The following is a 25,762-nucleotide window of genomic DNA, read 5'->3' on the forward strand; positions in this document are numbered from 1 at the left end:
TGAATAGAAAAGGCTATTTTAAATTATGAAAATCAATATGAGACAGCCTCTCTTTGGTTAACGTTATCATCCTAAACCCAGAATTGCATTCTGTGCTTTTACTGACCTTGCCGTTGGCAAGGGATTGGAAGTCCCAATAAATGTGATGATTGATGGATTGAAGCTATGTGAATAGCAATAGATCAACGTGTGTAAGCAGTATTTTATCGACTCTAGTGCGCTTTTTGTGCCAACGGCACAACCATTAACAGCCCCGAATACAGAGAAGCGAAATTCTGGGTAAAACCAATTCGAAATCACTAGGAGTGCCAAAGGCACGATCAGTTCTACAGCATATTAATAAGTGAAATTTCACTAGTTTTGCCCTTTAGCCAATCGCTAAATCCAATCGTAACACCCTTTAATTTTTATACCTCAGTTTTGACAAAACCACTTTCTTCTCAATCACTCCTAATCACCGGGATTATTTTGGTTTCGATCAATTTGCGCACCTCAATAGCGTCGGTTGGTCCACTGATTCCATTTATCCGGGAGGACTTGGGTTTATCCAATGGCTTGGCGGGATTTCTCACAACACTTCCTCTGTTGACGTTTGCGACATTTTCGCTTTTTGCTCCAGGAATAGGAAAGCGACTGGGAATGGGAAGAGCCGTGTTTTTGGGAGTTGCTATTCTTACTGCTGGCGTGATCCTTCGTGTGTTGGGAGGAATTGAGTTAATGCTCTTTGGCACAGCGCTGACTGGGATCGGGATAGTGATTGCCAATGTGCTGCTGATTCCTTTAATCAAAGTCAGACTGCCGGAGAAGCTAGGCTTGATGACAGCTTTGCTGGCTACGATGATGTCGCTTTTTGCTGCGATTGCTGTAGGTATGAGTGTGCCGATTGCGGTGGATTGGGATTTCGGATGGCGGGGATCTTTGGCGTTTTGGGCTGTATTTATGGTTTTGGCGATGATACTATGGATTCCACAACTTCAGCGACCTAAGGCAAGTCTCACTGAAGTCACCGATCCTGCAAAAAATGTGTGGAAATCCAAGTTGGCCTGGCAGATCACTATTTTCATGGGCTGTCAGTCCGTGATGTATTTTACCATGGTGACCTGGTTGCCGGATATGTTGATTTCCCGGGGTTGGACTCCTGCTCAGGCGGGATTTGTGTCTTCGATGATGCAGGTGATTTCTCTGCTTGGATCTTATTTCGCTCCGAATTTCCTGATCAAACTCAGGGAGCAAAGTGGGGTTGTATTGACTGTGGGAGTAGCCTATGTGTTGGGATATGCGGGTTTGTTTATAGAAAACGAGTTGGTGACTTATGCTTCGCTGGGAATCGTAGGGATTTGTATGGGGTCGAGTTTGAGCATCGCTTATACGTTGATTGCTTTGCGTACCGCTGAGGATCAGACCACTGCCAAACTTTCGGCAATGGTGCAGTCTTCCGGGTATTATTTGGCGGCGCTTGGCCCTTTTCTTTTTGGGGTGTCGCTGGATCTTTTTGACAACTGGAATGTGCTGATTTTCTTTTTGTTATTCTTTGCTCTGGCATTTACCATTTTCGGTATGTCAGCAGGGAGAGATCGTAAAATCTAATACCAACTATTATTTCGTCCTTGATAGAATAGGGTGTAATTTTGCGCTCAAATTAAGACCCTGTTTGCTATGCAAGAATTCCTTCAATCCCTAGGCGTGTCAGAACAATTGTTTGATTACCTGATCATGCCTTTGCTTATCTTCTGTGCAAGAGTAGGTGATGTCTCTATCAACACCCTGAGAATCATGTTTATGATGAATGGGAAAAAGAATATTGCGCCATTTTTGGGTTTTTTTGAGGCTCTGATCTGGCTTTTGGCGATTGGTCAGATTTTTCAAAACATAGATAATCCGCTGTCTTATCTGGCTTATGCAGGTGGATTTGGTACTGGAACGTACGTGGGGATGTATTTTGAGGAAAAATTGGCATTGGGAAGAGTACTTGTGAGAGTGATCACGCCGAAGCCGCTTCCGCAATTGATCGAGTACATGAAAGAGCGTGATTTTCGCTTTACCAATGTGGGTGGCGAAGGTCGCTTCGGAAAGGTGAATCTACTTTTTACTGTAATGAAACGGGATTCTTTGAAGGAGTTTGTGGACAAAGTGCAGAGCATAGACGAGAAAGCATTCTATACTATCGAGAGCGTGAAGCGGGTATCTGAGGATGATTTAAATGTGATGGATGACAAGCCACGATTTAATATGAGTTTCTTCAGCAAAGCCCGTACTTAATGGCCAATTCCTGGTTCCAGTTTCAGCAGTTTCGGGTCAATCAGGATCTCTGTGCAATGAAAATAAGCACGGATGCTGTGATGCTTGGAGCCTTGGCAGAAGCCGAATCGCCAGTACAAATATTGGACATAGGAACTGGAACTGGAGTAATTGCCTTGATGCTTGCGCAGCGATTTCCAGAGGCAAAAATTCAGGCTGTAGAGATAGATTCTCAGGCGGCATCTCAGGCATTGGAGAATTTTCAGATAAATATTTTTTCGGATCGCATGCAGCTTTGGGAAGGTAGGTTTCAGGACTTCGAGCCTCAGCAGAAATACGATCTGATTGTCAGCAATCCGCCTTATTTTCCTGATCATCTCAAATCATCCAATGCGCAGCGAAATATGGCTTTGCATACAGATGAGCTTTCCTTTGAGGATTTATTGGGAAAAGTGGCCGAACTTCTTGCTGAAGATGGACGGTTCTGGGTTATTCTTCCGCCACGACAAATGCAGGATTTTCAGAAGGAAGCAGAGGGGAAAGGATTGTTTCCTGCAAGGAAATTCACTCTGCAGGACAAGCCCGGAAAGCGAATACAACGGGAAATTTGTGCTTTTTCCAGAAGTCAGAATGAGTTGGAGACATCAGCTATTTTTATCAAAAATGAAGATGAAACGCCTCATGAAACTTACGCTAGCTTAGTTTCAGAATTCCTGCTTGGCTTCAAGGCTTAACCTCCCGAACTTCTTCCCGGAAGCGAATTCCATGACTTTTCAGCTCAGCCAAAATCGGATTATAAATTTCCGGAAGTACTGGAACGTGGAGGCCAGTTAGGTTGATTTTTCCATCCAAAAATAAATCAACAGCAATCGCAAGTGGTAGGCCTACTGTCTTTGCCATAGCGGTGTAGGTTGCATCTTCTCCAATGCACACCAAACTTGATCGGATTTCTTTGGTGCCTTCCCCAGTTTTGATTTCGAAAAGGTGCTGCATCACAATCATGTCCTTGTCTTCCGGGTAAAGCTTCCAATTCTTTTCGAGAATAGCCTGCAAAATAGCTGCCGGAGAACCGCTTATCTTTGGTAGCAAATCATTTCCGAAAAAGCCTAACCACTGAATTTTTTCCCAGGTAGGAAAATCAAAATCAGGGATCAGATTGCCTAACTTTTCTTCCACCGAAAGCGCGGGGTCGTAAGGCAGAAATGAATTTAGGAACTGTCTCAGCGTAGTATCTTCCGGCAAATTCATCTGAAAACTATCATCACACATTCCCAATTGCAGGAACACATTCCAGGCTTTGCAGTAGCCATCTCTTCGTAATGTCCCTCTGAGCATGGTTCCTATATTTTCCAATCCATAGACCTTTCTGTAGCTGAGTGAATCCCTGTTTGGGTAGCCATCAAAATCCCCTAATCCCGGAAACTGTATAGTTTCGAGCCTGTTGAAAAGCTGATGGTAGGGAACAAATTTCAAATCGCCTTTTTCTATGTAGCGTGAAGTGCCCTGACCTGCCAGCACCACGTTTCTGGGGTTCCATGTGAATTTGTATTTCCAGGGATTGTCTTCTGACTCCGGCGCGAGAAGTCCACCGCAATAGGATTTGAAAGAGATGATTTCATCGCCTTTTGATTTCACATAGTCAATGATCTGCATGGCTGACATGTGGTCAATTCCTGGGTCAAGGCCGCATTCGTTAAGGAAAAAGAGTCCTTTTGCCTCGATTTCTGATTTCATTTCACGCATTTCCTCCGACTCATAGGATGCCGAGAAAAAGTGTTTTCCAAATTCCAGACAGTCTTTTGCCACTTTAGGATGCATAAAAGCGGGAAGCATGGAAATGACTAGATCTGCTTCTTTGATCATAGACTGCCGAACATGCGAATTTTCAATATCTAGCTGACGGGCCTCAGTATTTGGCTGATTTTTAAGCTTTTCCTGAGCAGAAGCTAGGTGGAGATCCGCCAAAATCAACTTGCGGTCTTTGGCTAGGCAGCTTTTGGCTAAGAAATCGATCAGAAAAATGGCGGATTTTCCACCTCCTAAAATCAGAATGGTATGCATTGCATGTCGGGTTATTGAAGCTAAAATGGAGAATATATTTTAGGGTAAAAAATTGTAGAGAGAATATAAAAAGGAACATTTCCCTACCTTAATCGTTAGGAAAACTCCAATTTACCCAACGATGAGCAAGAAAATTAAAATAGAAGCTGAGTTTGAAGAACTGGGCTGGGATGAACTGACTATCGAAGAGCAACAGCTGATGATGCGGGCGAGAAAAGTGTCAGAAAAGGCTTATGCGCCCTATTCTGACTTTCATGTAGGTGCGGCTGTGCGACTTGAGTCTGGAGAGATTCTTCAGTCCAGCAATCAGGAAAATGTGAGTTTCCCTGTGGGCGTTTGTGCCGAGCGATTGGTGCTTGGGTATGCTGGAGCCAATTTCCCTGATCTGGCAGTTAAGCAAATCGCCATTGTAGCGAGAAGAAAAGGCGAGGAGATTTGGGCTGGAGTTTCGCCTTGTGGGCTTTGCCGGCAGACGATCAATGAAATGGAAATGCGATTTAATCGGCCAATCTCCATCCTAATCCAGAATCCTGATGGAAGTGTACTTCGCTTTCCTGGAATTAAGACGCTTTTGCCTTTTAAGTTTGACGATTTGAATGCTTAGTGTTTTGAAGAAAAGTATCAATTTTCAGTATCAAGCGCATTACTCGGTCACGCATGAGCCTACTTTCGAAGAGAAGGAGATCTGGCTGGTGCTGCACGGCTATGGGCAATTAGCAGAGTTTTTTATCCGAAAATTCCAAGGTTTCGATTCTTCAGAGCGGCTTTTTGTTGCACCTGAAGCTACCAATTATGGATATCTCACTGGCCTTGCGGGAAGAGTTGGAGCCAATTGGATGACTAAGCATGAGCGGGAAATAGCTATCGAAAACAATCATAGGTATTTGGATCTGTTGATAGAAAGTCTGCTCACGAAGTATTCAGAAAAACCAAAAATCAATGTGCTGGGATTCTCACAGGGTGCGGCGACGGCCACGCGTTGGGCAAGTAGATGGCCAGGTCAGGTAAATCAGTTGGTACTTTGGGCAGGGGGATTTGCTGAAGATTTGATTTTGGAAGATGCTCGTGAGAAATTTTCCAAGACTAGACTGACGCTAGTTCTTGGGGATCAGGATGAATTTATTACTTCGGAAAGTATTGAAAAACAGGAGGGTTTGATCAAAAGTTTGGGCAAGGAGGTGAAAAAGCTGTCTTTTGCCGGAGGCCACGAGATTGATATTGAAATGCTTTCAAAAATTCTTGATTCAAGTAATTAAATCCCATTATATTGGCGCTTCAATTGCTTAATTAATACTATAATTTGATCACAATTCGACTTTCACTATTTTTCTGAAAATTTTGTAAACCATCAATGCTTTCGCTTACTGAAAAGGAGATAGACCTTATCTCAACCCAATTACTCAAAGGAATGATCTGTTTCTATCAGATCGACAAGAAAAGAATTCATCAGATGCCAGATGATGAGGATTATTACAACTATGATCTGACTGAGGCTGAAGAGGATGTACTGGATGAAATCGAAGAAAACCCGGACAATTATGCCGAGTTTACCCAGATGGAGCCAGCTCAGGAGCATCAGATGATGCAGGATTTTATTGACCGTCGAGTCAAAGAGAAAAATCTAGCGGATGATTTGGTGAGCTCACTGACCAAACCAAAGGCAAATACCGCTTTCAAGTTTTTGATCGATGATTCCAAGTACAAATCCGAATGGATAGAATTCCGAAAGGAAAAGTACTACGACTGGATCAAAGAGCAAGTTGATAGTTTCAACTACACCGAAGATTAAGACATTTATAGCCGTTCAATTTTGGGCGGCTATTTTTTTATAACTCCACTGAGTGAGATTTCGCCAATATTTCATATTTTAATTGGATGCAAAAGCTGCCTGATTTTTTAATACGGAATACCCTTGAGCCAGGAGACCTTGGACAGGTGGCGGCATTACATGGCAAAGTCTATTCAGAAGAGCATGATCTCGGGCTAGGTTTCGAAGCTTATGTCATGGAGAGTTTGCTTGAATTCTATCGCGCCTACAATCTAAAAAGGGATAAAGTCTGGGTTGTAGAAAGTGAAGGTAAGCTGGTCGGCTTTGTATTACTGATGCACCGCCCTGCAAATAGAGCTCAGTTGCGGTATTTTATCCTCGCAAAAGAATTTCGTGGGTTTGGAATCGGAAGTAGGTTGATGAAAGAATGGATGGAATTCTATCTGGATCGCAACTATGATGCTGCCTATTTATACACCACTGCAGGACTGGATGCTGCGGCTAGCCTCTATGAGCGAATGGGTTTCCGTAAGATCAGTGAAATGAAATCAAGGGATTATGGCTTGCCATTGTTAGAACAGTATTATGAGTTAGTTACTCATCCGAAAAAGTAAAGAATGTAAGTGGTAAGAAGTTCGGAAATTTCTTACCACTTTTAATTCTTACCGAATGCTCTTAATCACTTGTAAAGTTTCTTTGATTTTATTCTCCAAGAGATCGTATTGCTGATTTTTGATCCATTCTTTTTTGAATAGTTGCGAGCCCATTCCCACGCAATACACACCAGCATCAAACCATTCTTTCAAGTTTTCTTCGGTCGGTTCTACTCCTCCAGTTGGCATGATATGCAGCTCAGGGTAAACGGACTTGGCAGCAGCTACAAATGCTGATCCTACCACATTTCCTGGAAATGCTTTTACCAAGGTTGCTCCAAGCCTTTTTGCCTGAAAAATCTCAGACATGGTCGCACAACCTGGAATCCAAAAGATTTCTTTGGAATTGCAGAAAACAGCCAATTCTGGAATCAAGGCAGGAGAAACGATGAAATCTGCTCCAGCTTCGATAAAAGCATTTGCATCTTCGGTGGTGAAAATGGTGCCTATACCCATGACCATATCTGGATATTTTCCTGCATATGCATAAAGCTCCCTGAAAACCTCTAGCGAGTTTGTTGCCCTATTGGTGAATTCAAAAACCCGAATACCTGCATTATAGGAAGCGTCAAGAACGCCTTTTGCTACTTCTATATCTACATGATTGAATACGGGAATCATCCCTGTTTCGCTCATAGCTTTTAACATTTCACTGTTTGAAAATCTCATCTTATAATTATCGTAAAAGTTTACCTACATTTTTTCCTTCCACCAATTGGCTCACTTCATCTACAGAGACGAAATTGGCATCACCTGGGATAGAGTGTTTTAGCACCGAAGCCGCAACTGCAAAATCAAGTGCATTTTGATCGTCGAAATGCAATAGTCCATAGATCAATCCAGCCATATATGCATCTCCACCTCCGATTCTATCCACGATATGTGTCATTTCGTAGGTTTTGGACTCTAGCATGGTTTCACCATTCCAAAGAACTCCGTTCAGATCATTGGCCGATGCGCTGATGGAATCACGATGTGTGGTGGAAACATATTTAAGTGATGGGCACATGGTTTTAACTTTTTCACACGCTTGCAAATAGTCTGTGTCTGTGATTCCCATGCAGTTTTCGAAGTCGGTCAGACCCGCGATGATCAGATGCGATGGTTTGATCAATTCTGGCATGATATCCATAGGGCCTTTGCCATATTGCCATAGATTTCTTCGGTAATTGATGTCCGCGCTGATTTTTACACCGAGTCTAGAAGCAGCGTTTACGGCAGCTTTGCAAAGGTCTGCAGCGGATTGCGATACCGCAGGAGTTATTCCAGTCCAATGGAACCAATCTGCGCCCTCAAATATCTTTTCCCAGTTGAAGTCATCGGGATTTAAATTGGAAAAGGCGGAATCAAAACGATCATATATTATTTTGGAAGAACGTTGCATTGCTCCATTTTCCACAAAATAAATACCCATCCGACCTTCATTGAATTGGATGAGGGAGGTATCTACTCCTGCAAATTGCAACGTGTTAGTAGCAGCCTTGCCGATATCGTTGGTGGGGAATACAGTCACATGAGCTGCAGATTCCCCCCAGTTTGCTAGTGAGATGGCTACATTTGCCTCGGCACCGCCATAAATGACGTCATAAGATCTGGTATTGATGAATCTCTCGTAACCCGGTGTAGAAAGGCGGAGCATGATTTCGCCAAGCGTGATAATTCTATGAGGCATTTGTGAGCTGGGTTTAAAGGATGATGAGTTTCCGAAAAATTGTGGAGGCAAATTATGTTCTAATTGCCAATTAATTATAGGACAATAATAAATGTCAAAAATTGGTTTACCAATTTTTTCTCTTCAATTTTTTGTAGGGAATAGAATAACTTCAAGGATTGGTTGGTCAGTGATGTTTCGTATAAAGAGTGATTTCTTTGAGTTTTACCGTGCCCCTTCAGAATATTTTTTTAATTTTGCCCCAATTTGGACTTAAGCAAAACTTTCTCTTCAATCTCCCTCTCTAATGCCTAAAGATAGCAGCATCAAGCACGTTCTCATCATTGGTTCAGGTCCCATCGTTATTGGTCAAGCTTGCGAATTTGATTACGCAGGCTCCCAAGCATCCAGGTCTCTTCGTGAAGAAGGTATCACTGTGACGCTGATCAATTCCAATCCTGCAACGATCATGACCGATCCGGTCACAGCAGATAATGTGTATTTGCTCCCTTTGGAAAAGAAATCCATCGTACAAATCCTCAAAGATCATCCAGACATCGATGCCGTCCTTCCTACCATGGGTGGACAGACCGCGTTGAACCTTGCAATAGATTGCGACAAAGGTGGCGTGTGGGATAAATATGGTGTCAAAATGATCGGCGTTGATATCGATGCGATTGATACTGCCGAGAACCGTGAAAAATTCAAAGCGCTGATGGAAAAAATCGGCGTGGGCGTATGTAAAGGTTCCACAGCTACATCTTTTCTTCAGGGAAAAGAAATCGCACAAGAAATTGGTTTCCCATTGATCATCAGAGCTTCCTACACCTTAGGTGGAGCAGGTGGTGCATTTGTTGAAACTGCAGAAGAATTTGAACAAGCGCTTTCTGCAGGTTTGCAGGCATCTCCAGTTCACGAAGTATTGATCGAGCAAAGTATTCTCGGATGGAAAGAATACGAGCTGGAAGTAATGCGTGACAACATCGGTAACATGATCGTGATCTGTTCTATTGAGAACTTTGATCCTATGGGTGTGCATACAGGTGATTCTATCACAGTGGCACCTGCGATGACCTTACCTGATACCACGTTTCAGCGCATGAGAAATTATGCGATCACAATGATGAACAGCATCGGGAATTTTGCAGGTGGCTGTAACGTACAGTTCGCTGTAAGCCCTGATAACTCTGAAATCATCGGTATCGAGATCAACCCTCGAGTTTCCCGCTCTTCAGCTTTAGCTTCTAAAGCGACTGGATACCCAATCGCGAAAGTAGCTGCTAAACTGGCTATAGGATATAATCTGGATGAGTTGAAAAACTCTATTACCGGAACAACTTCAGCATTTTTTGAGCCTTCCATAGATTACGTAATTGTAAAAGTTCCTCGCTGGAACTTTGATAAATTTAAAGGGGCCGACCGAAGACTAGGTCTATCGATGAAGTCGGTAGGTGAGGTAATGGGAATCGGAAGAAATTTCCAGGAAGCCCTACAGAAAGCTTGTCAGTCACTAGAGATCAAGAGAAATGGTCTTGGAGCTGATGGCAAAGAATTGCGCAATCAGGATGAGATTTTATATTCTTTGGCTAATCCGAGCTGGAATAGACTTTTCCATGTCTACGATGCATTCAAACTTGGGATCTCTTTCAGAACTATCCATGATTTGACAAAAATCGATAAGTGGTTCTTGAAGCAAATCGAAGAATTGATTCACTTGGAAAGAGAGATTGAAAAATTCAAATTGGATACTATTCCGATGGAATTGATGGATCTCGCTAAGCGAAAAGGGTATGCGGATCGTCAAATCGCACACTTGCTTGACTGCTTGGAAAGCGAAGTTTTTGACAAGCGCTACACAGAAATGGGTATCAAGCGAGTTTATAAGTTGGTTGATACTTGCTCGGCTGAATTCGAAGCGAAGACTCCATATTATTATTCTTCATTCGGTACTGAAAATGAGTCAGTAAAATCCGATCGTAAAAAAGTAGTGGTTCTTGGATCTGGTCCGAACCGAGTAGGTCAAGGAATCGAGTTTGATTATTCTTGTGTACACGGAGTTTTGGCTGCCAAAGAATGTGGCTACGAGACCATCATGATCAACTGTAACCCAGAGACAGTTTCGACTGACTTTGACATTGCAGATAAACTATACTTCGAGCCAGTTTTCTGGGAGCATATCTACGAAATCATCCTACACGAGCAGCCTGAAGGTGTGATCGTTCAGTTGGGTGGTCAGACAGCTTTGAAGCTTGCTGAGAAGATGGAGAAATACGGTATCAAAATCATCGGTACTAGCTTTGAAGCGTTGGATTTGGCCGAAGATAGAGGAAGATTCTCCAGCTTATTGAAAGACCTAGACGTTCCTTATCCTGAATTTGGAACTGTTCATAATACAGACGAAGCGCTTGAGCTTTGTAAGACGATTGGTTTCCCTCTTTTGGTTCGCCCAAGCTACGTGTTAGGTGGACAGGGTATGAAGATCGTGATCAACGAAAAAGAACTTGAGCAGCATGTGGTGGATGTCTTGAGAGATATTCCTAACAATGAAATTTTGCTTGATCACTTCCTAGAAGGAGCTATTGAAGCAGAAGCTGATGCGATTTGTGATGGTGAAAATGTGTACATCATAGGTATCATGCAGCACATCGAGCCTGCTGGAATTCACTCTGGTGATTCCTACGCTGTGCTTCCTCCATACAACTTGGGAGATTTGGTGATTCGTCAGATCGAAACTTATACTGAGAAAATTGCCCTTGCACTGAAAACTGTAGGCTTGATCAACATCCAGTTTGCAATCAAAAATGACAAGGTTTATATTATCGAAGCAAACCCAAGAGCTTCCCGTACGGTGCCATTTATTTGCAAGGCTTACAGAGAACCTTATGTAAACTATGCCGTAAAGGTGATGTTGGGAGAGGAAAAAGTGACTGACTTTGAATTCAAGCCTTACAAAAAAGGTTATGCTATCAAGGAGCCAGTTTTCTCTTTCCATAAATTCCCGAAAGTAAATAAAGAATTGGGGCCTGAAATGAAATCAACCGGTGAAGCGATTTACTTTATCGACGACCTGATGGATGATTATTTCTTGAAAATCTACGCAGAGAGAAATCTCTATTTGAGTAGATAATTAGAGCTGAAGTCATAATTCTAAAAGCTGAATAGGGAACATTAAATTGAATAAAGAATAAAATATTAACCTATTGTGTGGAAATTTCTTGTAATAGTACTCGGAGTTGGTTGGCTACTCGGCCAACTAATCCGATATTTTCTTCGAAGTAAACTAGCGAAATTTGCGCAACATGTGAATGAAGTCGCTAAAGAGGCAGAACGAGAACAAAGAAAAAGTACTCAGACTTCTAAGGACGGGATTCATGTGGATGTTATTCCGAAAAAATATGCTGAAAAAAGGCAAAAAGATATCAAGGGCGGAGAATACGTCGATTATGAAGAAGTGAAGGATTAATCCTTCACTTTTTTTTATTAAAGCATCCTACACCAGAACACTTTAAACCCACTCGGCGTTTTTGTTCCTATCAAAAAGTCGTCTCCACCATCTTTAATCCCAAGTTTTTTCTTCAATACTTCAGAACCGATGGCGTAATTTCGAGTGATCACATTCACCTTTCCAGATGGAAACAGCTTTTTGATTTCCCCTTTCTTCGGCTGGACTTCTTGAATTACTTTGAAAACTCTGGCTGGAATTTCGGAAGGAGCCTGCGATGAAGTGTACAATTGACTATTGGGATCAAGTTTGCTCAATCCAAATCGCTCTCCGAAAGTCTTAAATGCCCCAGCCTTTAATATTCCTGAAAATGGCTCAATCAGGTAGTTCTCCACGTCTCCAAATACGGAATTGATACTTTCTTCCTTGCTTGGTTCAAATGAAAAACTTGTTTCTTTAGCTCCTAAATCAATTGCTTCTATTGTAAAAGTAGATTCTACGCCTTCCTTACTCCAGTGTAAAAGCAATTCTTTCACTTCATTCTTTACAGAGATCACCTGAACCCTTTGTATGTCTGGAATCTCAGAGACTGCTTGAGAAATATCAAGCATAGGAGATACTTTAAGGAGGATAACATCCGCTTTACTTTTCATCATTTCCCAGGAACTGACCACGTCAGGCTCGCAATCCTGAAGCTTATAAAGCTTTTGATTGCCTTTTCCCCTGCGAGCTGGATCAGCATAAATCAAATCAAACTGCTTTTCCGACTGAGCTAAAAATACTAATCCATCACCTTTAACAATGTCGAATTTCTTTGGGACTAACACTTCGAGGTTGTGCCCAGCTATCTCAGCTAACTCTTCTTGCTGTTCACAGTATGTAGCTTTCTCGAAGTTTTTTCCCAGAAAAAAACTGTCTACTCCGAAGCCACCAGTGAGGTCAATCATGAGTTTTCCTGCTCGGTTTCTAGCTTTGAATTCGGCAGTTAGTTCAGATGAGCTTTGCTCCAAAGAAATGGAAGCAGGAAAAATCACCTGAGGATTTGTAGCCCATGTAGAAAGTTTCTTGGCTGCTTTTTGTCGTGCAGAGATCTGTTGCACTGCAGCTTTTAAATCGAAATCAGTTTTGCCCTGATATCTAAAAAGTAAAAGTGCAGGATCTTCCGTAAGATGATCCTGCACAAATTGTTGGAAGTCAGCCCGATGATATTGGGTCAAATCCATTAAATCAGGTCGTTTGCGAGCGCGTATTCTGCGATTTGAACGGCGTTGGTTGCAGCTCCTTTTCTAAGGTTGTCAGCTACAATCCACATATTTAGAGTATTAGCCTGAGACTCATCTCTTCTCAAGCGGCCTACGAATACCTCGTCTTTTTTATGCGCTGTGATCGGCATTGGATAGATGAAGTTTGCTGGATCGTCCTGTACGATTACCCCAGGAGCTGCAGCCAGCAATTCACGGACTTCCGCCAGGTCAAAGTCTTCTTTGAATTCCACGTTAACTGCTTCAGAGTGTCCACCCATAGTTGGGATTCTCACTGTGGTGGCAGTTACTTGGATTGTGTCGTCGCTGAAGATTTTCTTAGTCTCCTTGATCATTTTCATTTCTTCCTTCGTGTAGCCATTTTCTTGGAACACATCGATGTGAGGAAGTACATTCATGTCAATTTTGTGAGGATAGACCATGTCTGCCTTTTCTCCTGCACGCTCTGACATCATCTGATCTACCGCTGCTTTGCCCGTACCGGTCACCGACTGGTAAGTAGACACTACGATTCTTTTGATGCCGTAGCGGCTACGCAAAGGCTCCAGAGCTAACACCATTTGAATGGTAGAGCAATTTGGATTTGCGATGATCTTATCTTCTTTTGTCAATTCCTTTGCATTGATCTCAGGAACAATCAGTTTTTTGGTTGGATCCATTCTCCATGCTGAAGAATTATCGATGACAATAGTACCTACCTCAGCGAATTTTGGAGCCCACTCGGTAGATGTGCTTCCGCCTGCTGAAAATATAGCCACTTCAGGTTTCAATGAAACAGCTTCTTCAAGCCCAATAACAGTGTAAGGTTTACCTTTATAATCAATCTGTTTACCTACCGATCGCTCGCTGGCGACTAATAGAAGTTCGTCAAAAGGGAAATTGTGCTCTGCTAGCACTTCTAGGATTTCTGAGCCTACCAAGCCGGTAGCTCCTACCACTGCTAATTTCATATGATTAAAATAGTTTTTTAAAGGCCATATGGAATCTCGCTGAATTTATAACATCTCGGAGTGTGAGAAATTATCCATGCTCGATTTCACCAGTTTGAAATTTGTCTTTCAAAGGTCTGATGGGATCACGCAGAATTTTGGTTCAATTCAATTATTGAATCCTTAATCTTGCTCGATCTCATCTCTTTAAAAGTAGTTGTTGAAAATTTTTGAAGCACAAAAGTAAGAGCTACTGATTCATTTTCAGGCATGAGGCTCAAATATTTTGCTGAAAAAGCAATAAAAGCTAACAAAAAGTATAGTTTGACATCATTTTGCTTTTTATATTTAGACTACATTTTTTATTTGACTGGTTTATGGTTGGCTTATTTTTTATTTGGCAATTGGTCTATACAGCGGTTTTCCCCGTTGGGCTAGTGTTTGGCTCTGCTGCGACTAATCAGATTCAGCGTTTCGAAACAGAATTTATTATCGTTAATCATCCAAGTGAGTTCTTGCCGGGATGGTTTGGCAATGAAATCAGGGCGACTTCTTCCCGAATTTATCAGGCAAATGGTTTTGGAAGAAATGGGAGCAAAGGGTTGGCTGTTCAGCCAATTTCTACTTTTGATGGGGAAATTATTATCAGACTTTCTCCATCTGAATTCTCTGATCCTCAAGTGCAATTCTGGGCTAGATCTATGAAAAACGGAACAGGTAATAGAGCTGCTCAGGTTTATTTCAGTTGGAGTAATAGTTTGGAGGGTGAGTATTCAAGTGCAGAATTATTGGGTGGAGAAGCTGAATTCGCAAATGAAGATCAGAATTTCAGGAATTTTGAACTTGATATACCTGATCGCTTTTCTGGGGATGTAGAAGTTTATTTAAAACTGGAAATAAAGTATGGCGCAGGTTCTGGCTCATGTGCAAAATGGTTGATGGATGACTTTGAGTTTGGGGAATTTGTAGTGGATAAAATACCCCCAAAGATTACAAAGGTTCGTGGATATGATGAGAAACAAATTGAAATTCAGTTTGATGAAGCGGTAGATCCAGTGTTTTCTGAGTTTGCCTTTAATTATAGCCTGAATGAAATAGAACCATCATTTGTGAATAGGAAATTGGATTCTTTGGTGTATTTAAGTTTTGATGAAAAGCTTGAGCATGGGAAAAGGTATGAGTTGATGGTCTCCAAGGTTCCAGATTTGGAAGGAAACTTTTTAAAGGACTCAGTAATTTCTTTTCAGTTTTTCGATCCGACTTTTATTCCTTCAAAAACGCTTGTGATCAACGAAATTATGCCTGCTCCGAAAGCAGATCTTGACTTGCCAAATGTGGAGTTTGTGGAAGTTTTTCATGCAGGCGAATATCCTATTAGGCTTGAAGGGTTGTCATTTTCTAACTCAAGATCTACTGTGGTTTTGCTGGAGGCATGGATTCAGCCAAGTGAGTTTTTTCTTTTTGCTCCGGAAAATCAAACTTCACAATTGAACGAATATGGAAGGGTGATTCCACTTAAGAATTGGCCAACACTTTTGAATTCAGGCGATCAATTGTGGTTGAAAGATGATCGAGGAAGTGAAATCGACATGATTTCTTATGCAACGGGCAGTTGGGGAGGTAGCGAATTTGCTGGTGGTGGATTTAGTTTGGAAGTTGCTAATCCATTCTATGCCTGTGAGCAAAGTGATTTGCTGAAAGCTTCGATAGATCCACTCCGTGGAACTCCAGGTCGGCAAAATTCAGTATTTGATTTATCTCCTGACGGAAGCTTACCTGCCCTAAATTTATTTGAATTCACTTCTTCGAAGAGTCTTCTTTTAACATTTTCAAAACCGATTCTGGCTGATTTTGATCAATCAAACTTTAAATTTGAACCAAGCTTGGGGATTGATTCTGTCTTCCATTTATCTTCCAAGCAAATTCAGATTCTCGTTTCGGAGGAATTCATCTTGAACAAGATTTATCATCTCAGTATAAATGGAATTACAGATTGCTCGGGGAATGAATATATCCAAGCTGAGGCTCTGCTACTAGTACTGCCAGTCAAAGCTCAAATCGGAGATGTGCTTATCAATGAGCTGCTTTTTAATCCCAAAACAGGCTCACCAAAATTCGTGGAACTGGTTAATGTGACGGATAATTATTTGGAGATTAACGATTGGAAACTTGCGAATCTTGATGAAGGAGGGGAAGTGGATCAAGTGAAGCCGCTCAGTGAAACTTCTATCATTATTCCTCCGCGAGGTTTTTTGGCATTTACCACAAATCCAGATATGCTAAAGATAGATTATTCCAAATCGGCATTTGGAGAGTTTGTGAGATTAGCCACGCTTCCAAGCTATCCGATTGGTGGAGGTACGGTAGTGTTATTGGATTCTGCAGGGAGTATTGCCGAGTCATTTACCTACTCTGAAGATCTTCATCATCCACTTCTGAGAGATCCAAAGGGAGTTTCTTTGGAGCGACTTTCGACGGAGTCGCCAGCTTCTTTATCTTCAAATTGGCATTCTGCATCTGCAATTGAGGAGTATGCAACACCTGGCCGGCAGAATTCTCAGGTGATTTCCGGCGAATTTGAAGGTGAGTTGATCCAAATTGACCCTGAAGTATTTGATCCGGAAGGGAGTAATGGAAATACATTTACCTCAATTAGGTACGAGCTTGATCAAGCTGGTTGGATCGGGAATTTTAGGGTTTACTCTACAGCTGGTCAGTTGATACATGTATTAGCTCAAAATGAGCTATTAGGAGTATCTGGTTTGCTTACTTGGACAGGCACAGATAGTCAGGGGAAGATCGTGAGACCTGGTTATTACATTTTGCTCGTAGAATTGTATGACCTCTCTGGAAAGGTGAAAATAGTTCGAAAAACGATTGTCGTAGCGACAAGATTGTAATTTTATTAGGGCAATTTCTGAGTTTCAATCTTAGAAAATTGTATCTTAAGGGGCTTAACACCCCAAAAACCATGGAAAAAGACCTAATCACTCAAGCCATTCAGACAATTTACCTGCAAAATGGAAAAGACCTCAAGGAGGTTTCTCAGTACTTAAATTTGAAATATCGGGTAGATGCTGAACAGTTGGTTCTGCAGAAACGATTGCAGAAAATGCTACAAGAAGAAAAAGCCGTCGCATGACGGTTTTTTTATGTCTGGATTTTATCTGTGTTTTTAATTTTTAGGTTATTTCTGATTTCACTTCGAGGTGAGCTGCTGTTTTGTTTGGATTGAGAGATCATTTTTTTATTAAGATTAAGTGAAATACTAGTTGTGCTGAAGTTTTATTGTCAGACAATTTTTGGAAACTACTAGTGTTTTGATTATCAGCTTTTTGAAGTCTTTAAAGGTCATCTGTATATCTCGGCAGTACTTTATGTTATCTGTTTTTCAATTGTTTTATTCTAATTGAATCATGGTGAAATATGCCCCAAATTTGAAAATGGCCTTAATTTCTCATTAAAAGGAGGCTCGTGATTTCTTGGAAATCCAATGCGTACATGTATTTTAGAGAACTAATTCTAAAAACAACCGTCCCGATACTATTACCTAATTTTAGCTGGCTATGAGCAAGGAAGAAAAGACCGCATATTCTCAGGAAGAATTAAAAGAATTCGAAGTGATCATCTTAAAAAAGCTTGATAGCGCGAAGGAAGAATTACTTTCTTTGAAAGAATCCCTCAGTAAGAAAAATGATAGTGGTACGGATTTCACAGCATCCACCTCGAAATTGCTAGAAGATGGTGCGGATACACTGGAACGTGAAAGTCAGAATCAATTAGCGGCAAGACAACAGAAATTCATCTACAATCTTGAAAACGCATTGATCCGTATCAAAAATGGCACCTATGGAATTTGTGTTGATACTGGAAAACTTATTGCAAAGGAAAGATTGATGGCTGTGCCACATACCATGCATTCCATTGAAGCAAAACTCGCTAAAAAGTAAATTTTGGATTTCCTCCATAGGCATATTGAAGCATTGATTTTTTGTGCTCCGGATCCTTTACCCAAGGAAGAGATCGTAAAATGCCTTTCAGAAATGTTTGAGGCTGAGATTCCTGATGATCATGTCAATCAGGCAATTAGTGAATTGATTGAAAAATATCAGTCTGAAGAGTTCTCATTTCAATTGGAGCATCTGGGTGGAGGTTACCAGTTTTTGACCAAGCCAGCTTATCAAACTTCTATCAGCATTTTACTTCGTCAGCAATCCCAGAAGCGATTGTCAACTGCTCAGTTAGAAACCTTATCTATTATTGCCTACAAGCAGCCAGTAACTAAGGGCGATATTGAACAAATAAGAGGAGTGAACAGTGATTATTCGGTTCAAAAGCTTCTGGAAAAAGAGCTTGTGGATATAAAAGGTAAATCAGATGGTCTAGGAAGACCACTTCTGTACGGCACTTCCAATAAGTTTATGGAGTATTTTGGAATCAATGCACTTTCGGAGTTGCCACAGCCAAAAGATTTCTCTCAGCCTGATAACCAGATTGGCGAGGAAAGGGATTAATCGATCAGTGTTACTTTAGCCAATTGGGCTATTAAATACTTTTTACCAGACCCTACTTCCTGACATAGCACTCGAGTTCTTCGCGTTTCTCCTTTTTCAAATTCTCTTCCAGAAAGTAAAAACCGAATTCCGGGTTTGATGTCGGAGAGAAAAAGGATCTCTGAATTTGTGTTTTTATCATCATACTTACTCATTTCTTTCATCAGAAAAAGATCAGCCGATGAGCTGGCCTTTGGATTTTTCATATGCTTGCGCAAAGGGATGAGTAAATCAATCGGAAAGAATGTGGTGGAAAGTATGGGAATCATTAACTGCTGAAAAGTTGATTTCCATTCTGCCCCATGGGGAGCAATTTCAATTCCGAACCTCACAAAGGCATGCAGATGTGCTACTTCATGGATATAGGTCAGAAGAAACTGATAAGGGTTTAGATCCGCATTGATTGTTATCGTTTGGATTTCCCGGTCTCTTCTATATCTGAAATCACCTAATTTTGATTTACGAGTAGCTGTTGTTCGAAAGGAAAATGGTTCTTTTTCCCATAGCTCAACGGCATAGTTGAGGGCTACGGAAGGAAGCTTTTGGGACAAAAGTTGCCTAAGTTTTTCAGGACTACTCATTTCGAAAAGTACAAAAAAAAGAGCCCCGACATGCGGGGCTCAATAAATTTAGGAAGGGAAGAATTATTGAGCAGGCTCAACAACTTCAACAGTCTCTTCTACTACTACTGTAGTATCAGCTTCGATGATGATTTCTTCCTCAACAACTGGCTCTTCAACTACCTCGATAGTCTCAACAGTTTCTTCTTTAACTTCTTTGTTACCGCATGAAGCTACAGCGAACATGCTAGCGATTGCGAAAATTGCAAATACTTTTTTCATTTTTTGTGGTTTTCTTAATTACACTGCAAATGTATTACAGTTTCAATCAATAAAACAATAGACCGTTTAAATATATTTTATTTGTTTTTATAAATAATTTTCACGGGAACCCCCTCAAAATCAAAGTTTTCGCGTAGCCTGTTTTCCAGATATCTTGTGTAAGGCGATTTGATGTATTGAGGGAGGTTACAAAAGAATGCAAACACCGGATTTTTGGTAGGAAGCTGAGTAGAATATTTAATTTTAATATACTTTCCTTTCCAAGCTGGAGGAGGATATCTTTCGATCTCTGCTAGCATAACATCGTTCAATTTTGAAGTAGGTATGCGTCGGGTTTTGTTTTCATAAACTTTCACTGCCAACTCAATCGCTTGGAAAATTCTTTGTTTTTCGAGCACCGAGGTGAAGATGATAGGGATCCATTTGTTTTCTCCCAATTTCTCCAACATATCATCCTTGATCTTGCCCATGGTCTTATGATCTTTTTCGATCAAATCCCATTTATTCACCATGATCATTACGCCTTTGTTGTTCTTAATTGCGAGTGAAATCAGGTTCATGTCTTGTGCTTCCAACCCTCTGGTAGCATCCACCATCACCATTACTACGTCGGATTCTTCCAAAGTCCTTAACGAACGCATGACAGAATAGAATTCTACATCTTCGGTTACTTTGGATTTCTTTCTGATTCCAGCTGTATCTGTAATGATGAAATCCTGCCCATAAAGCTGGTAGCGTGTATGTATAGAATCTCTTGTAGTACCAGCCTCATCCGTTACTATCGAGCGGTCTTTACCGATTAAAGCATTTAAGAAAGACGATTTTCCAGCATTTGGTCTCCCTAGAATTGAAATCTTTGGAGTGTCTGCATCAGGATCTTCTATTCCATCGTCTTCAAAGTGGGTGATTACTGCGTCCAAAAGCTCTCCAGTCCCACTACCACTAGCGGAAGCAACCGGGTAGACCTCAAAGTCACTTACTCCTAATGCATAGAATTCGTGCATCGCAAAGCTTTTTTCTTGATTATCTGCTTTGTTTGCTACGACATAGATGGGCTTCTTGCTGGAGCGAAGTTCTTTTGCGAACTCGCTATCCAGATCTGTTAGTCCTGTGTGACAGTCAACTACAAATAAAATCACATCAGCTTCTTCTATAGCAAGTTTTACCTGCTTACGGATCTCAGCTTCATACATATCCTCAGAGCCTGTCACATATCCTCCTGTGTCAATCACTGAGAAAAACTTTCCGGCCCATTGCGCATGTCCGTAATGACGATCACGTGTCACGCCACTCATGTTATCTTCAATCGCCTTTCGTTCTTCTACCAGACGGTTGAAAAGAGTGGATTTGCCCACGTTAGGGCGTCCTACTATCGCTACTATATTTGCCATGATTAGGTTGGGTCGTACCCAAATTTTTTCAGTTTCAATTTATTTTTTCTCCAGTCTTGCTCCACCTTCACGAAGGTTTCAAGGAAGACTTTCTTGCCGAAGAACTTTTCTAATTCTTCTCGGGCTTGTATTCCCACTTTTTTCAGTGCAGCGCCTTTATCACCTATGATGATTCCTTTCTGACTATCTCTTTCTACATAAATAATAGCCCGGACGCTGATAATATTTTTTTTCACCTTAAAGTCTTCGATGGAAACTTCAGAACTGTAAGGGATTTCTTTTTTATAATTTTCGAAGATTTTCTCGCGGATAATCTCAGAGGCAAAGAACCGCTCAGATCTATCGGAAAGTTCCGCTTTGTCATAAAATGCAGGGTGTTCTGGAAGCCTATCCAGAATCTCTTGCATGATTTTATCCGTATTGAATTTTTCTCCGGCAGAAATTGGAATGACTAGCTCAGACTTGATTCTTGAAGTCCAATAAGCAGTAACTTCTTCCAACTGACCGGGTTTGGCTAAATCGATTTTGTTGACTACCAGCAATACAGGAACACCAGATTCGTTGATTTTCTCAATCACATGCTCGATATCAGCATCTGTTTCGTAAAGATCGGTTACAAAAAGAATGATGTCAGCATCTTCCAGCGAGATGTTGACAAAGCTCATCATGTTCTTCTGAAGCTCATATTGTGGTTTCAGCATACCTGGAGTATCAGAAAACACGATCTGATAATTATCGGAGTTAGTCAGTCCAATGATTCTGTGCCGAGTCGTCTGAGATTTGGAGGTGATGATCGAAAGTCGCTCCCCTACAAGGATATTCATCAATGTAGATTTGCCCACATTTGGTTTTCCTATGATGTTGACGAAGCCTGCTTGATGTTTTGGTATATCCATTGTAGAAATTTTTTACAAAGGTACTTGATTTTTAGATACTACTTACGTTTTTGGGGGTTTGGCAAAATAATATTTGGCTTTAAAATGGTGTTTTTATGTCGATGATTATGACTTAGGTAATTGATTGAATGATAAACAGCTGAGGGTTTTGCTGGTAGAATACACTAGCTAAGAATGGTGTATCAATCCATTCCTAAGAGAATGGCTATCGAAATATTTTTCTTGTGAAGAGTTTGCTTTTCAAAAATAAAGGCCTACTTTTGTATCACAATTAGCCGAAAGGGCAGATTTAGATAAGAAAAAGAAGCTTTTTGCTTTAAAAATATATCGCGGGATGGAGCAGTTGGTAGCTCGTCGGGCTCATAACCCGAAGGTCACAGGTTCGAGTCCTGTTCCCGCTACTAATCAATTAGTTGATCGTTTTACGGTCAACTTTTTGTGTTTTATAGGGTTTCTGATGCGGTTTGTAAATTCGAATCAATTCCATTTGATCGAATTGTCCCCGATTCTGTCCCACTTTGTGTCCTTTTTTATATTTATCGTACTAAGAATCCCTATACTTTTTCCCTGCTGAAAATTCGGATGGCTTGATGCGGTATCGTACAAAATTCCCATCATGTATGCCGAGAAGTTCGGTTTACATTACTTCAATGAATTGTCCCCGATCTGTTTATTGGGTGAATATGGGGAACTAACAGGGTAATGGGGTTTCCTCACTCTAGGGAGTTGAAAATCCCAACAGGGATTTTCAACGATTCATTTTGCCTGTTCACCGAATTTGAAATTATTGGGTCTACCCTTCCATCTATTTTCATGTAACTATCAGAGTAGCTATGCTCGCTAGCACATCAAAATTTTAATTTCTATACCATGCAAACTACTATTGGGATTACTCAAAAAAACACAGACGCCGTTTCTATTCAATTGGCAAAATTGCTTGCTGATGAGGTAATATTGTACATCAAAACCAGAAATGCACATTGGAATGTAACTGGCAACAACTTTCATGCTTTACACTTATTCTTCGAAGAGCATTACAAACAATTGGATGAACTGGTAGATAGTGTAGCCGAAAGAATGCGTAAGATTGGACACTATGCACCGGCGACTATGAAAATGTATTTGGAACTTACCCACTTAACTGAGTACCGCGAAAGATCAAATGATGGTCAGGGTTTTATGAAAGACCTACTTGCTGACCATGAAAGTATCATCGAGTTTATAAGAGGAAATATTGTTCCATTTGCTGAAGAGTTCAAAGATTATGGTTCAAGTGATTTCATTACAGGTGTGATGGAGAAACACGAGGAAATGGCTTGGATGCTTCGTTCTTACTTTAGATAATTTGCTGACGATCAGGATGAAAATTGGGCTATTTTATTCCAAGTGCACTTTAGCGGCAATCCTATAGAATTCAAGTCATTCTCAAATAAAGATGAAGTGTTTTCATAGTAGCATACCTTGTTTTTTCTTCATTCCTTATCCATTCTGAATCAAGATCAGTTTTTATCAGAAAATTCATGCTTAAACTAGTTGTTAGTATGATTTTACTTTTATAAAGTAAATAAAATATGGCTTGGGCAATTGATAAAGAGATTTATCATTAAGTATTCCAATCGTCTCATCCTATACAGTACAGGATGGAAAAGGATGCTGTTCAACTGATATTAAATGATGAATAGATAACCTCATTAAGAATAAGGAAAAAGAGAAGTAGCTCAGAAAGAATTTCTTTACAATGGAGCATATCAAATTGATTCTCACAAACTACTGGCTCCTTTACCGGCTGAACAAATTCTGATTAACAGTTTAACCCAAAACCCTGGATATTAATATGTCTCATTTTAAAAATTTATTTCCGTTAAGGATCAGATTCGGCAAAAATGTGATGGTTCTAAATCTTCTATTATTGCTCTACTGGTTGACCTCAGCCACTTCTTTTGCACAACATGAGAAACCCAATGTGATATTCATCCTCGCCGACCAATTGCGGGCAGACGCGGTGGGATATGCTGGAAATACCGATGTGATCACACCAAATCTCGACAGGTTAGCCAAAGAAAGTCTGGTTTTTGATAATGCCGTTACTGTAATGGCTGTATGTGCACCTTGGAGAGCTAGTTTTCTGACTGGACAATACCCTCTAACTAATGGTGTTTTTTACAATGATAAACCTCTTCCTTCAGAAGCTTTGACAATGGCTGAAATCTATAAGGAGCAGGGCTATCAAACAGGCTACATAGGGAAGTGGCATCTAAATGGTCATAAGAGGGGAGAAGACGCATTTAGCGCTAGGGACAAACCAGTAACTAAAGACCGTCGACAAGGATTTGATTATTGGAAGGTAAGAGAAGTGACACATGATTATAATAACTCTTTCTACTTTGATGAAAATGATCAAAGACAAGTATGGGAAGGATATGACGCTTTTTCCCAGACGGACAGTGCAATCAGTTACATCAAAAAGAACAAGGACAATCCATTCTTGTTGATGATGTCTTGGGGACCTCCGCATAATCCTTACCATACTGCGCCTGCAGAATATAGGGCGATGTACGACCCCGCAAAAATAAATTTGAGAGAAAATGTACCTGTGCATTTGCAGGACAGCGCAAGGAAGGTGATTGCAGATTATTATGCGCATATCACGGCATTGGATAAAGCTGTTGGCGATCTTTTAAATGCGATCGATAAGCAAGGAATAGCCGATAATACCATATTCGTATTTACCTCAGAGCATGGGGATATGTTATTTTCCAAAGGTGTACTGCGCAAACAAAGACCTTGGGATGAATCTATCAAAGTTCCTTTGTTGATCAGGTATCCAGATAAACTTCGTAAAGCCAGGGAAATCAAAGGACCAATTAATACTCCTGATTTGCTTCCTACATTGCTGGATTTAAGTGGAATCAGTGTGCCGAAGAGCATAGAAGGTACAGATTTTTCTTCCTCCTTGTTAAGTGGAAAGGATATTGAAAATGAAGGTGCATTAATCATGTTGCCAGTTCCTTTTCACGAATGGAATTTTTCGAATGGAGGAAGGGAATATAGAGGAATTCGTACTGAACGATATACTTATGTCAGGGATTTGGCCGGTCCTTGGTTATTATATGACAATGAAAAAGATCCCTACCAGCAGAAAAACCTAGTTGGTTTGCCTGACTATTCAAACCTTCAATCAACTTTAGAAAAGGTTCTTCAATCTAAGTTAGATTATACAAATGATTCCTTTTTACCAGCAGATGATTACATGACCCAATGGAATTATCTGTATGATAAGCAGGATAGTATTAGAGCTCCAGATTACCTTCAAATGAACAGATAATTTTAAGTCGTAACTCAAAGTAAAGAATATACTAAAATAGGTGGGTTTATTAGTTTAAAGCCGACGGATCTGTGATCTGTCGGCTTTTATTCAATTAGTACTACTTGGACAGTTAAGATGCCATTTCCTTTCTTTGGGATTTAAAAATGATCTAATTGGTAAGCTGTTATTGGTTTAAAAAATTGATCAAAAGATAAGGTGATTTTTACATTTTTTATGTCATTAAACCGTTTAAACTTTGTTTTAAAGCGATGTTATAATCTAGATTTCCATTACAAAACAGGAAAGAGAATGCTTCTAAAAAAGTATCTTGAAAAGATAATTCGTACACCTCGTACGGCTCGTACCCCTCGTACCGTACGAATTGTACGAGGCTGAATTGAGATTCTAAACCATTCAATATATTTCAATCCTGAGACAACTCAAATACCTTCAATTTTCAGGAAAATTAAAGGTTCATTTTCTAGTTTTGACCCTAGCTAAAACAGGTTCATTTTCTGAGTTCACATCAAAAAGAAAAAAGATCATTCAAAAACCCAACCTCTTATACGGCTAGTAAAGCTCTTTCTATAACGCTGAAATTTTAAACAATTCAAATGGAATTGAAATTTCTCATGCAAAATGAACCTGTCCCCTTTTTTGTCCCCCATTTACTTTTCTTATCCTGTATTTTGAATCTTATAAGAATTCAAAAGTGAGTGCTTCGATGATAAGTGGGGGCTGAGACTTACGATTGTTGAGTTGTCTAGTT

The 25,762-nt window shown here is 40.5% G+C and carries 24 protein-coding genes and 1 tRNA gene; 16 read left to right on the forward strand and 9 right to left on the reverse strand.

Annotated features, from left to right (window positions below; genetic code table 11):
- The first annotated feature begins 420 nt into the window (after positions 1-420).
- The 3 genes from AACZ87_RS15155 (at position 421) to AACZ87_RS15165 (ending at position 2,972) form a co-directional block, all read left to right on the forward strand.
- Entirely contained in the window at positions 421-1,587 is a 1,167-nt protein-coding gene (locus AACZ87_RS15155; protein WP_339868451.1) for an MFS transporter, read from the forward strand.
- Positions 1,588-1,656: 69 nt separating this feature from the next.
- Positions 1,657-2,259, forward strand: coding sequence for a DUF2179 domain-containing protein (locus AACZ87_RS15160; RefSeq protein ID WP_339868452.1), 603 nt, complete (start codon positions 1,657-1,659; stop codon positions 2,257-2,259).
- Positions 2,259-2,972: a methyltransferase gene (locus AACZ87_RS15165; RefSeq protein WP_339868454.1), complete on the forward strand. Its 714-nt coding sequence runs from the start codon at positions 2,259-2,261 to the stop codon at positions 2,970-2,972. The genes AACZ87_RS15160 and AACZ87_RS15165 overlap by 1 nt, the downstream gene beginning before the upstream one ends.
- Here the strand turns inward: AACZ87_RS15165 and AACZ87_RS15170 are convergent.
- Positions 2,962-4,299, reverse strand: a complete 1,338-nt coding sequence (locus tag AACZ87_RS15170; RefSeq protein ID WP_339868456.1) for a saccharopine dehydrogenase C-terminal domain-containing protein — start codon at positions 4,297-4,299, stop codon at positions 2,962-2,964. The two genes, AACZ87_RS15165 and AACZ87_RS15170, sit on opposite strands and share 11 nt — an antisense overlap.
- 121 nt (positions 4,300-4,420) lie before the next feature.
- On the opposite strand from AACZ87_RS15170, the gene AACZ87_RS15175 reads away from it, so the two are divergent.
- The 4 genes from AACZ87_RS15175 to AACZ87_RS15190 all read left to right on the forward strand — a co-directional run bounded on the left by AACZ87_RS15175 (position 4,421) and on the right by AACZ87_RS15190 (position 6,681).
- A complete protein-coding gene (locus tag AACZ87_RS15175) occupies positions 4,421-4,903 on the forward strand; it encodes a cytidine deaminase (protein ID WP_339868458.1) in 483 nt (160 codons plus the stop codon).
- 4 nt (positions 4,904-4,907) lie between these two features.
- Positions 4,908-5,555 carry an alpha/beta hydrolase gene (locus tag AACZ87_RS15180; protein WP_339868459.1) on the forward strand — a complete coding sequence of 216 codons (648 nt, stop codon included), beginning with the start codon at positions 4,908-4,910 and terminating at the stop codon, positions 5,553-5,555.
- 95 nt (positions 5,556-5,650) lie between these two features.
- Positions 5,651-6,088, forward strand: coding sequence for a UPF0158 family protein (locus AACZ87_RS15185; RefSeq protein ID WP_283412381.1), 438 nt, complete (start codon positions 5,651-5,653; stop codon positions 6,086-6,088).
- A gap of 86 nt (positions 6,089-6,174) precedes the next feature.
- Positions 6,175-6,681 carry a GNAT family N-acetyltransferase gene (locus tag AACZ87_RS15190; protein ID WP_339868461.1) on the forward strand — a complete coding sequence of 169 codons (507 nt, stop codon included), beginning with the start codon at positions 6,175-6,177 and terminating at the stop codon, positions 6,679-6,681.
- 48 nt (positions 6,682-6,729) lie between these two features.
- Here the strand turns inward: AACZ87_RS15190 and AACZ87_RS15195 are convergent, their stop codons facing one another.
- Complete coding sequence (locus AACZ87_RS15195; RefSeq protein ID WP_339868463.1) at positions 6,730-7,389, reverse strand: bifunctional 4-hydroxy-2-oxoglutarate aldolase/2-dehydro-3-deoxy-phosphogluconate aldolase; 660 nt, start codon at positions 7,387-7,389, stop codon at positions 6,730-6,732.
- A 7-nt stretch (positions 7,390-7,396) separates the two neighbouring features.
- The gene (locus tag AACZ87_RS15200; protein WP_339868464.1) at positions 7,397-8,392 is read right to left on the reverse strand and encodes a sugar kinase; all 996 of its coding nucleotides are present in this window, start codon (positions 8,390-8,392) and stop codon (positions 7,397-7,399) included.
- A gap of 286 nt (positions 8,393-8,678) precedes the next feature.
- Here AACZ87_RS15200 and carB point away from each other — a divergent pair, with 286 nt between their 5' ends.
- Both carB and AACZ87_RS15210 read left to right on the forward strand, forming a co-directional pair.
- Complete coding sequence (gene carB, locus AACZ87_RS15205) at positions 8,679-11,498, forward strand: carbamoyl-phosphate synthase large subunit (RefSeq protein ID WP_339868466.1); 2,820 nt, start codon at positions 8,679-8,681, stop codon at positions 11,496-11,498.
- A gap of 75 nt (positions 11,499-11,573) precedes the next feature.
- Positions 11,574-11,834: a DUF4834 family protein gene (locus tag AACZ87_RS15210; RefSeq protein WP_339868467.1), complete on the forward strand. Its 261-nt coding sequence runs from the start codon at positions 11,574-11,576 to the stop codon at positions 11,832-11,834.
- Positions 11,835-11,851: 17 nt separating this feature from the next.
- Here AACZ87_RS15210 and AACZ87_RS15215 read toward each other — a convergent pair whose 3' ends face one another.
- Together AACZ87_RS15215 and AACZ87_RS15220 are read right to left on the reverse strand one after the other, a co-directional pair.
- A complete protein-coding gene (locus AACZ87_RS15215; RefSeq protein ID WP_339868468.1) occupies positions 11,852-13,036 on the reverse strand; it encodes a class I SAM-dependent methyltransferase in 1,185 nt (394 codons plus the stop codon).
- Positions 13,036-14,025 (reverse strand): aspartate-semialdehyde dehydrogenase, encoded by a 990-nt coding sequence (locus AACZ87_RS15220; protein WP_339868469.1) that lies wholly within the window; start codon positions 14,023-14,025, stop codon positions 13,036-13,038. The genes AACZ87_RS15215 and AACZ87_RS15220 overlap by 1 nt, the downstream gene beginning before the upstream one ends.
- Positions 14,026-14,381: 356 nt before the next feature.
- On the opposite strand from AACZ87_RS15220, the gene AACZ87_RS15225 reads away from it, so the two are divergent.
- The 4 genes from AACZ87_RS15225 to scpB all read left to right on the forward strand — a co-directional run bounded on the left by AACZ87_RS15225 (position 14,382) and on the right by scpB (position 18,518).
- Positions 14,382-16,904 carry a lamin tail domain-containing protein gene (locus tag AACZ87_RS15225; RefSeq protein WP_339868471.1) on the forward strand — a complete coding sequence of 841 codons (2,523 nt, stop codon included), beginning with the start codon at positions 14,382-14,384 and terminating at the stop codon, positions 16,902-16,904.
- A 71-nt stretch (positions 16,905-16,975) separates the two neighbouring features.
- Complete coding sequence (locus tag AACZ87_RS15230) at positions 16,976-17,146, forward strand: hypothetical protein (RefSeq protein WP_339868473.1); 171 nt, start codon at positions 16,976-16,978, stop codon at positions 17,144-17,146.
- A gap of 424 nt (positions 17,147-17,570) precedes the next feature.
- A complete protein-coding gene (locus tag AACZ87_RS15235; protein ID WP_283412391.1) occupies positions 17,571-17,954 on the forward strand; it encodes a TraR/DksA C4-type zinc finger protein in 384 nt (127 codons plus the stop codon).
- A gap of 3 nt (positions 17,955-17,957) precedes the next feature.
- On the forward strand, positions 17,958-18,518 hold the full coding sequence (scpB, locus tag AACZ87_RS15240; RefSeq protein ID WP_339868474.1) for an SMC-Scp complex subunit ScpB: 561 nt from the start codon (positions 17,958-17,960) through the stop codon (positions 18,516-18,518).
- Here scpB and AACZ87_RS15245 read toward each other — a convergent pair.
- From AACZ87_RS15245 to era, 4 genes are all read right to left on the reverse strand, one after another.
- Positions 18,515-19,138, reverse strand: coding sequence for a SprT-like domain-containing protein (locus AACZ87_RS15245; RefSeq protein ID WP_339868475.1), 624 nt, complete (start codon positions 19,136-19,138; stop codon positions 18,515-18,517). The genes scpB and AACZ87_RS15245 overlap by 4 nt on opposite strands.
- A 63-nt stretch (positions 19,139-19,201) precedes the next feature.
- The gene (locus tag AACZ87_RS15250; RefSeq protein ID WP_091692326.1) at positions 19,202-19,399 is read right to left on the reverse strand and encodes a hypothetical protein; all 198 of its coding nucleotides are present in this window, start codon (positions 19,397-19,399) and stop codon (positions 19,202-19,204) included.
- A gap of 77 nt (positions 19,400-19,476) precedes the next feature.
- A complete protein-coding gene (gene der / locus AACZ87_RS15255; protein ID WP_339868478.1) occupies positions 19,477-20,790 on the reverse strand; it encodes a ribosome biogenesis GTPase Der in 1,314 nt (437 codons plus the stop codon).
- Positions 20,791-20,792: 2 nt separating this feature from the next.
- On the reverse strand, positions 20,793-21,686 hold the full coding sequence (gene era / locus AACZ87_RS15260) for a GTPase Era (RefSeq protein WP_283412395.1): 894 nt from the start codon (positions 21,684-21,686) through the stop codon (positions 20,793-20,795).
- A 328-nt stretch (positions 21,687-22,014) separates the two neighbouring features.
- On the opposite strand from era, the gene AACZ87_RS15265 reads away from it, so the two are divergent.
- From AACZ87_RS15265 to AACZ87_RS15275, 3 genes are all read left to right on the forward strand, one after another.
- Positions 22,015-22,087: transfer RNA gene (locus AACZ87_RS15265), tRNA-Met, on the forward strand.
- 469 nt (positions 22,088-22,556) lie between these two features.
- Positions 22,557-23,030 carry a DNA starvation/stationary phase protection protein gene (locus AACZ87_RS15270; RefSeq protein WP_339868480.1) on the forward strand — a complete coding sequence of 158 codons (474 nt, stop codon included), beginning with the start codon at positions 22,557-22,559 and terminating at the stop codon, positions 23,028-23,030.
- Positions 23,031-23,595: 565 nt separating this feature from the next.
- A complete protein-coding gene (locus tag AACZ87_RS15275; protein WP_339868482.1) occupies positions 23,596-25,011 on the forward strand; it encodes a sulfatase in 1,416 nt (471 codons plus the stop codon).
- Positions 25,012-25,762 lie beyond the last annotated feature (751 nt).

It is taken from the genome of uncultured Algoriphagus sp. (genome assembly GCF_963974365.1).
Classification (GTDB): domain Bacteria; phylum Bacteroidota; class Bacteroidia; order Cytophagales; family Cyclobacteriaceae; genus Algoriphagus.

Excerpts from the sequence above, each read along its gene's own strand:
- AACZ87_RS15160 (WP_339868452.1), top strand. The coding sequence starts at position 1,657 with ATGCAAGAATTCCTTCAATCCCTAGGCGTGTCAGAACAATTGTTTGAT.
- AACZ87_RS15165 (WP_339868454.1), top strand. The coding sequence starts at position 2,259 with ATGGCCAATTCCTGGTTCCAGTTTCAGCAGTTTCGGGTCAATCAGGAT.
- AACZ87_RS15170 (WP_339868456.1), bottom strand. The coding sequence starts at position 4,299 with ATGCATACCATTCTGATTTTAGGAGGTGGAAAATCCGCCATTTTTCTG.
- AACZ87_RS15175 (WP_339868458.1), top strand. The coding sequence starts at position 4,421 with ATGAGCAAGAAAATTAAAATAGAAGCTGAGTTTGAAGAACTGGGCTGG.
- AACZ87_RS15185 (WP_283412381.1), top strand. The coding sequence starts at position 5,651 with ATGCTTTCGCTTACTGAAAAGGAGATAGACCTTATCTCAACCCAATTA.
- AACZ87_RS15190 (WP_339868461.1), top strand. The coding sequence starts at position 6,175 with ATGCAAAAGCTGCCTGATTTTTTAATACGGAATACCCTTGAGCCAGGA.
- AACZ87_RS15195 (WP_339868463.1), bottom strand. The coding sequence starts at position 7,389 with ATGAGATTTTCAAACAGTGAAATGTTAAAAGCTATGAGCGAAACAGGG.
- AACZ87_RS15200 (WP_339868464.1), bottom strand. The coding sequence starts at position 8,392 with ATGCCTCATAGAATTATCACGCTTGGCGAAATCATGCTCCGCCTTTCT.
- carB (WP_339868466.1), top strand. The coding sequence starts at position 8,679 with ATGCCTAAAGATAGCAGCATCAAGCACGTTCTCATCATTGGTTCAGGT.
- AACZ87_RS15215 (WP_339868468.1), bottom strand. The coding sequence starts at position 13,036 with ATGGATTTGACCCAATATCATCGGGCTGACTTCCAACAATTTGTGCAG.
- AACZ87_RS15220 (WP_339868469.1), bottom strand. The coding sequence starts at position 14,025 with ATGAAATTAGCAGTGGTAGGAGCTACCGGCTTGGTAGGCTCAGAAATC.
- AACZ87_RS15225 (WP_339868471.1), top strand. The coding sequence starts at position 14,382 with ATGGTTGGCTTATTTTTTATTTGGCAATTGGTCTATACAGCGGTTTTC.
- AACZ87_RS15230 (WP_339868473.1), top strand. The coding sequence starts at position 16,976 with ATGGAAAAAGACCTAATCACTCAAGCCATTCAGACAATTTACCTGCAA.
- AACZ87_RS15235 (WP_283412391.1), top strand. The coding sequence starts at position 17,571 with ATGAGCAAGGAAGAAAAGACCGCATATTCTCAGGAAGAATTAAAAGAA.
- AACZ87_RS15245 (WP_339868475.1), bottom strand. The coding sequence starts at position 19,138 with ATGAGTAGTCCTGAAAAACTTAGGCAACTTTTGTCCCAAAAGCTTCCT.
- AACZ87_RS15250 (WP_091692326.1), bottom strand. The coding sequence starts at position 19,399 with ATGAAAAAAGTATTTGCAATTTTCGCAATCGCTAGCATGTTCGCTGTA.
- der (WP_339868478.1), bottom strand. The coding sequence starts at position 20,790 with ATGGCAAATATAGTAGCGATAGTAGGACGCCCTAACGTGGGCAAATCC.
- era (WP_283412395.1), bottom strand. The coding sequence starts at position 21,686 with ATGGATATACCAAAACATCAAGCAGGCTTCGTCAACATCATAGGAAAA.
- AACZ87_RS15270 (WP_339868480.1), top strand. The coding sequence starts at position 22,557 with ATGCAAACTACTATTGGGATTACTCAAAAAAACACAGACGCCGTTTCT.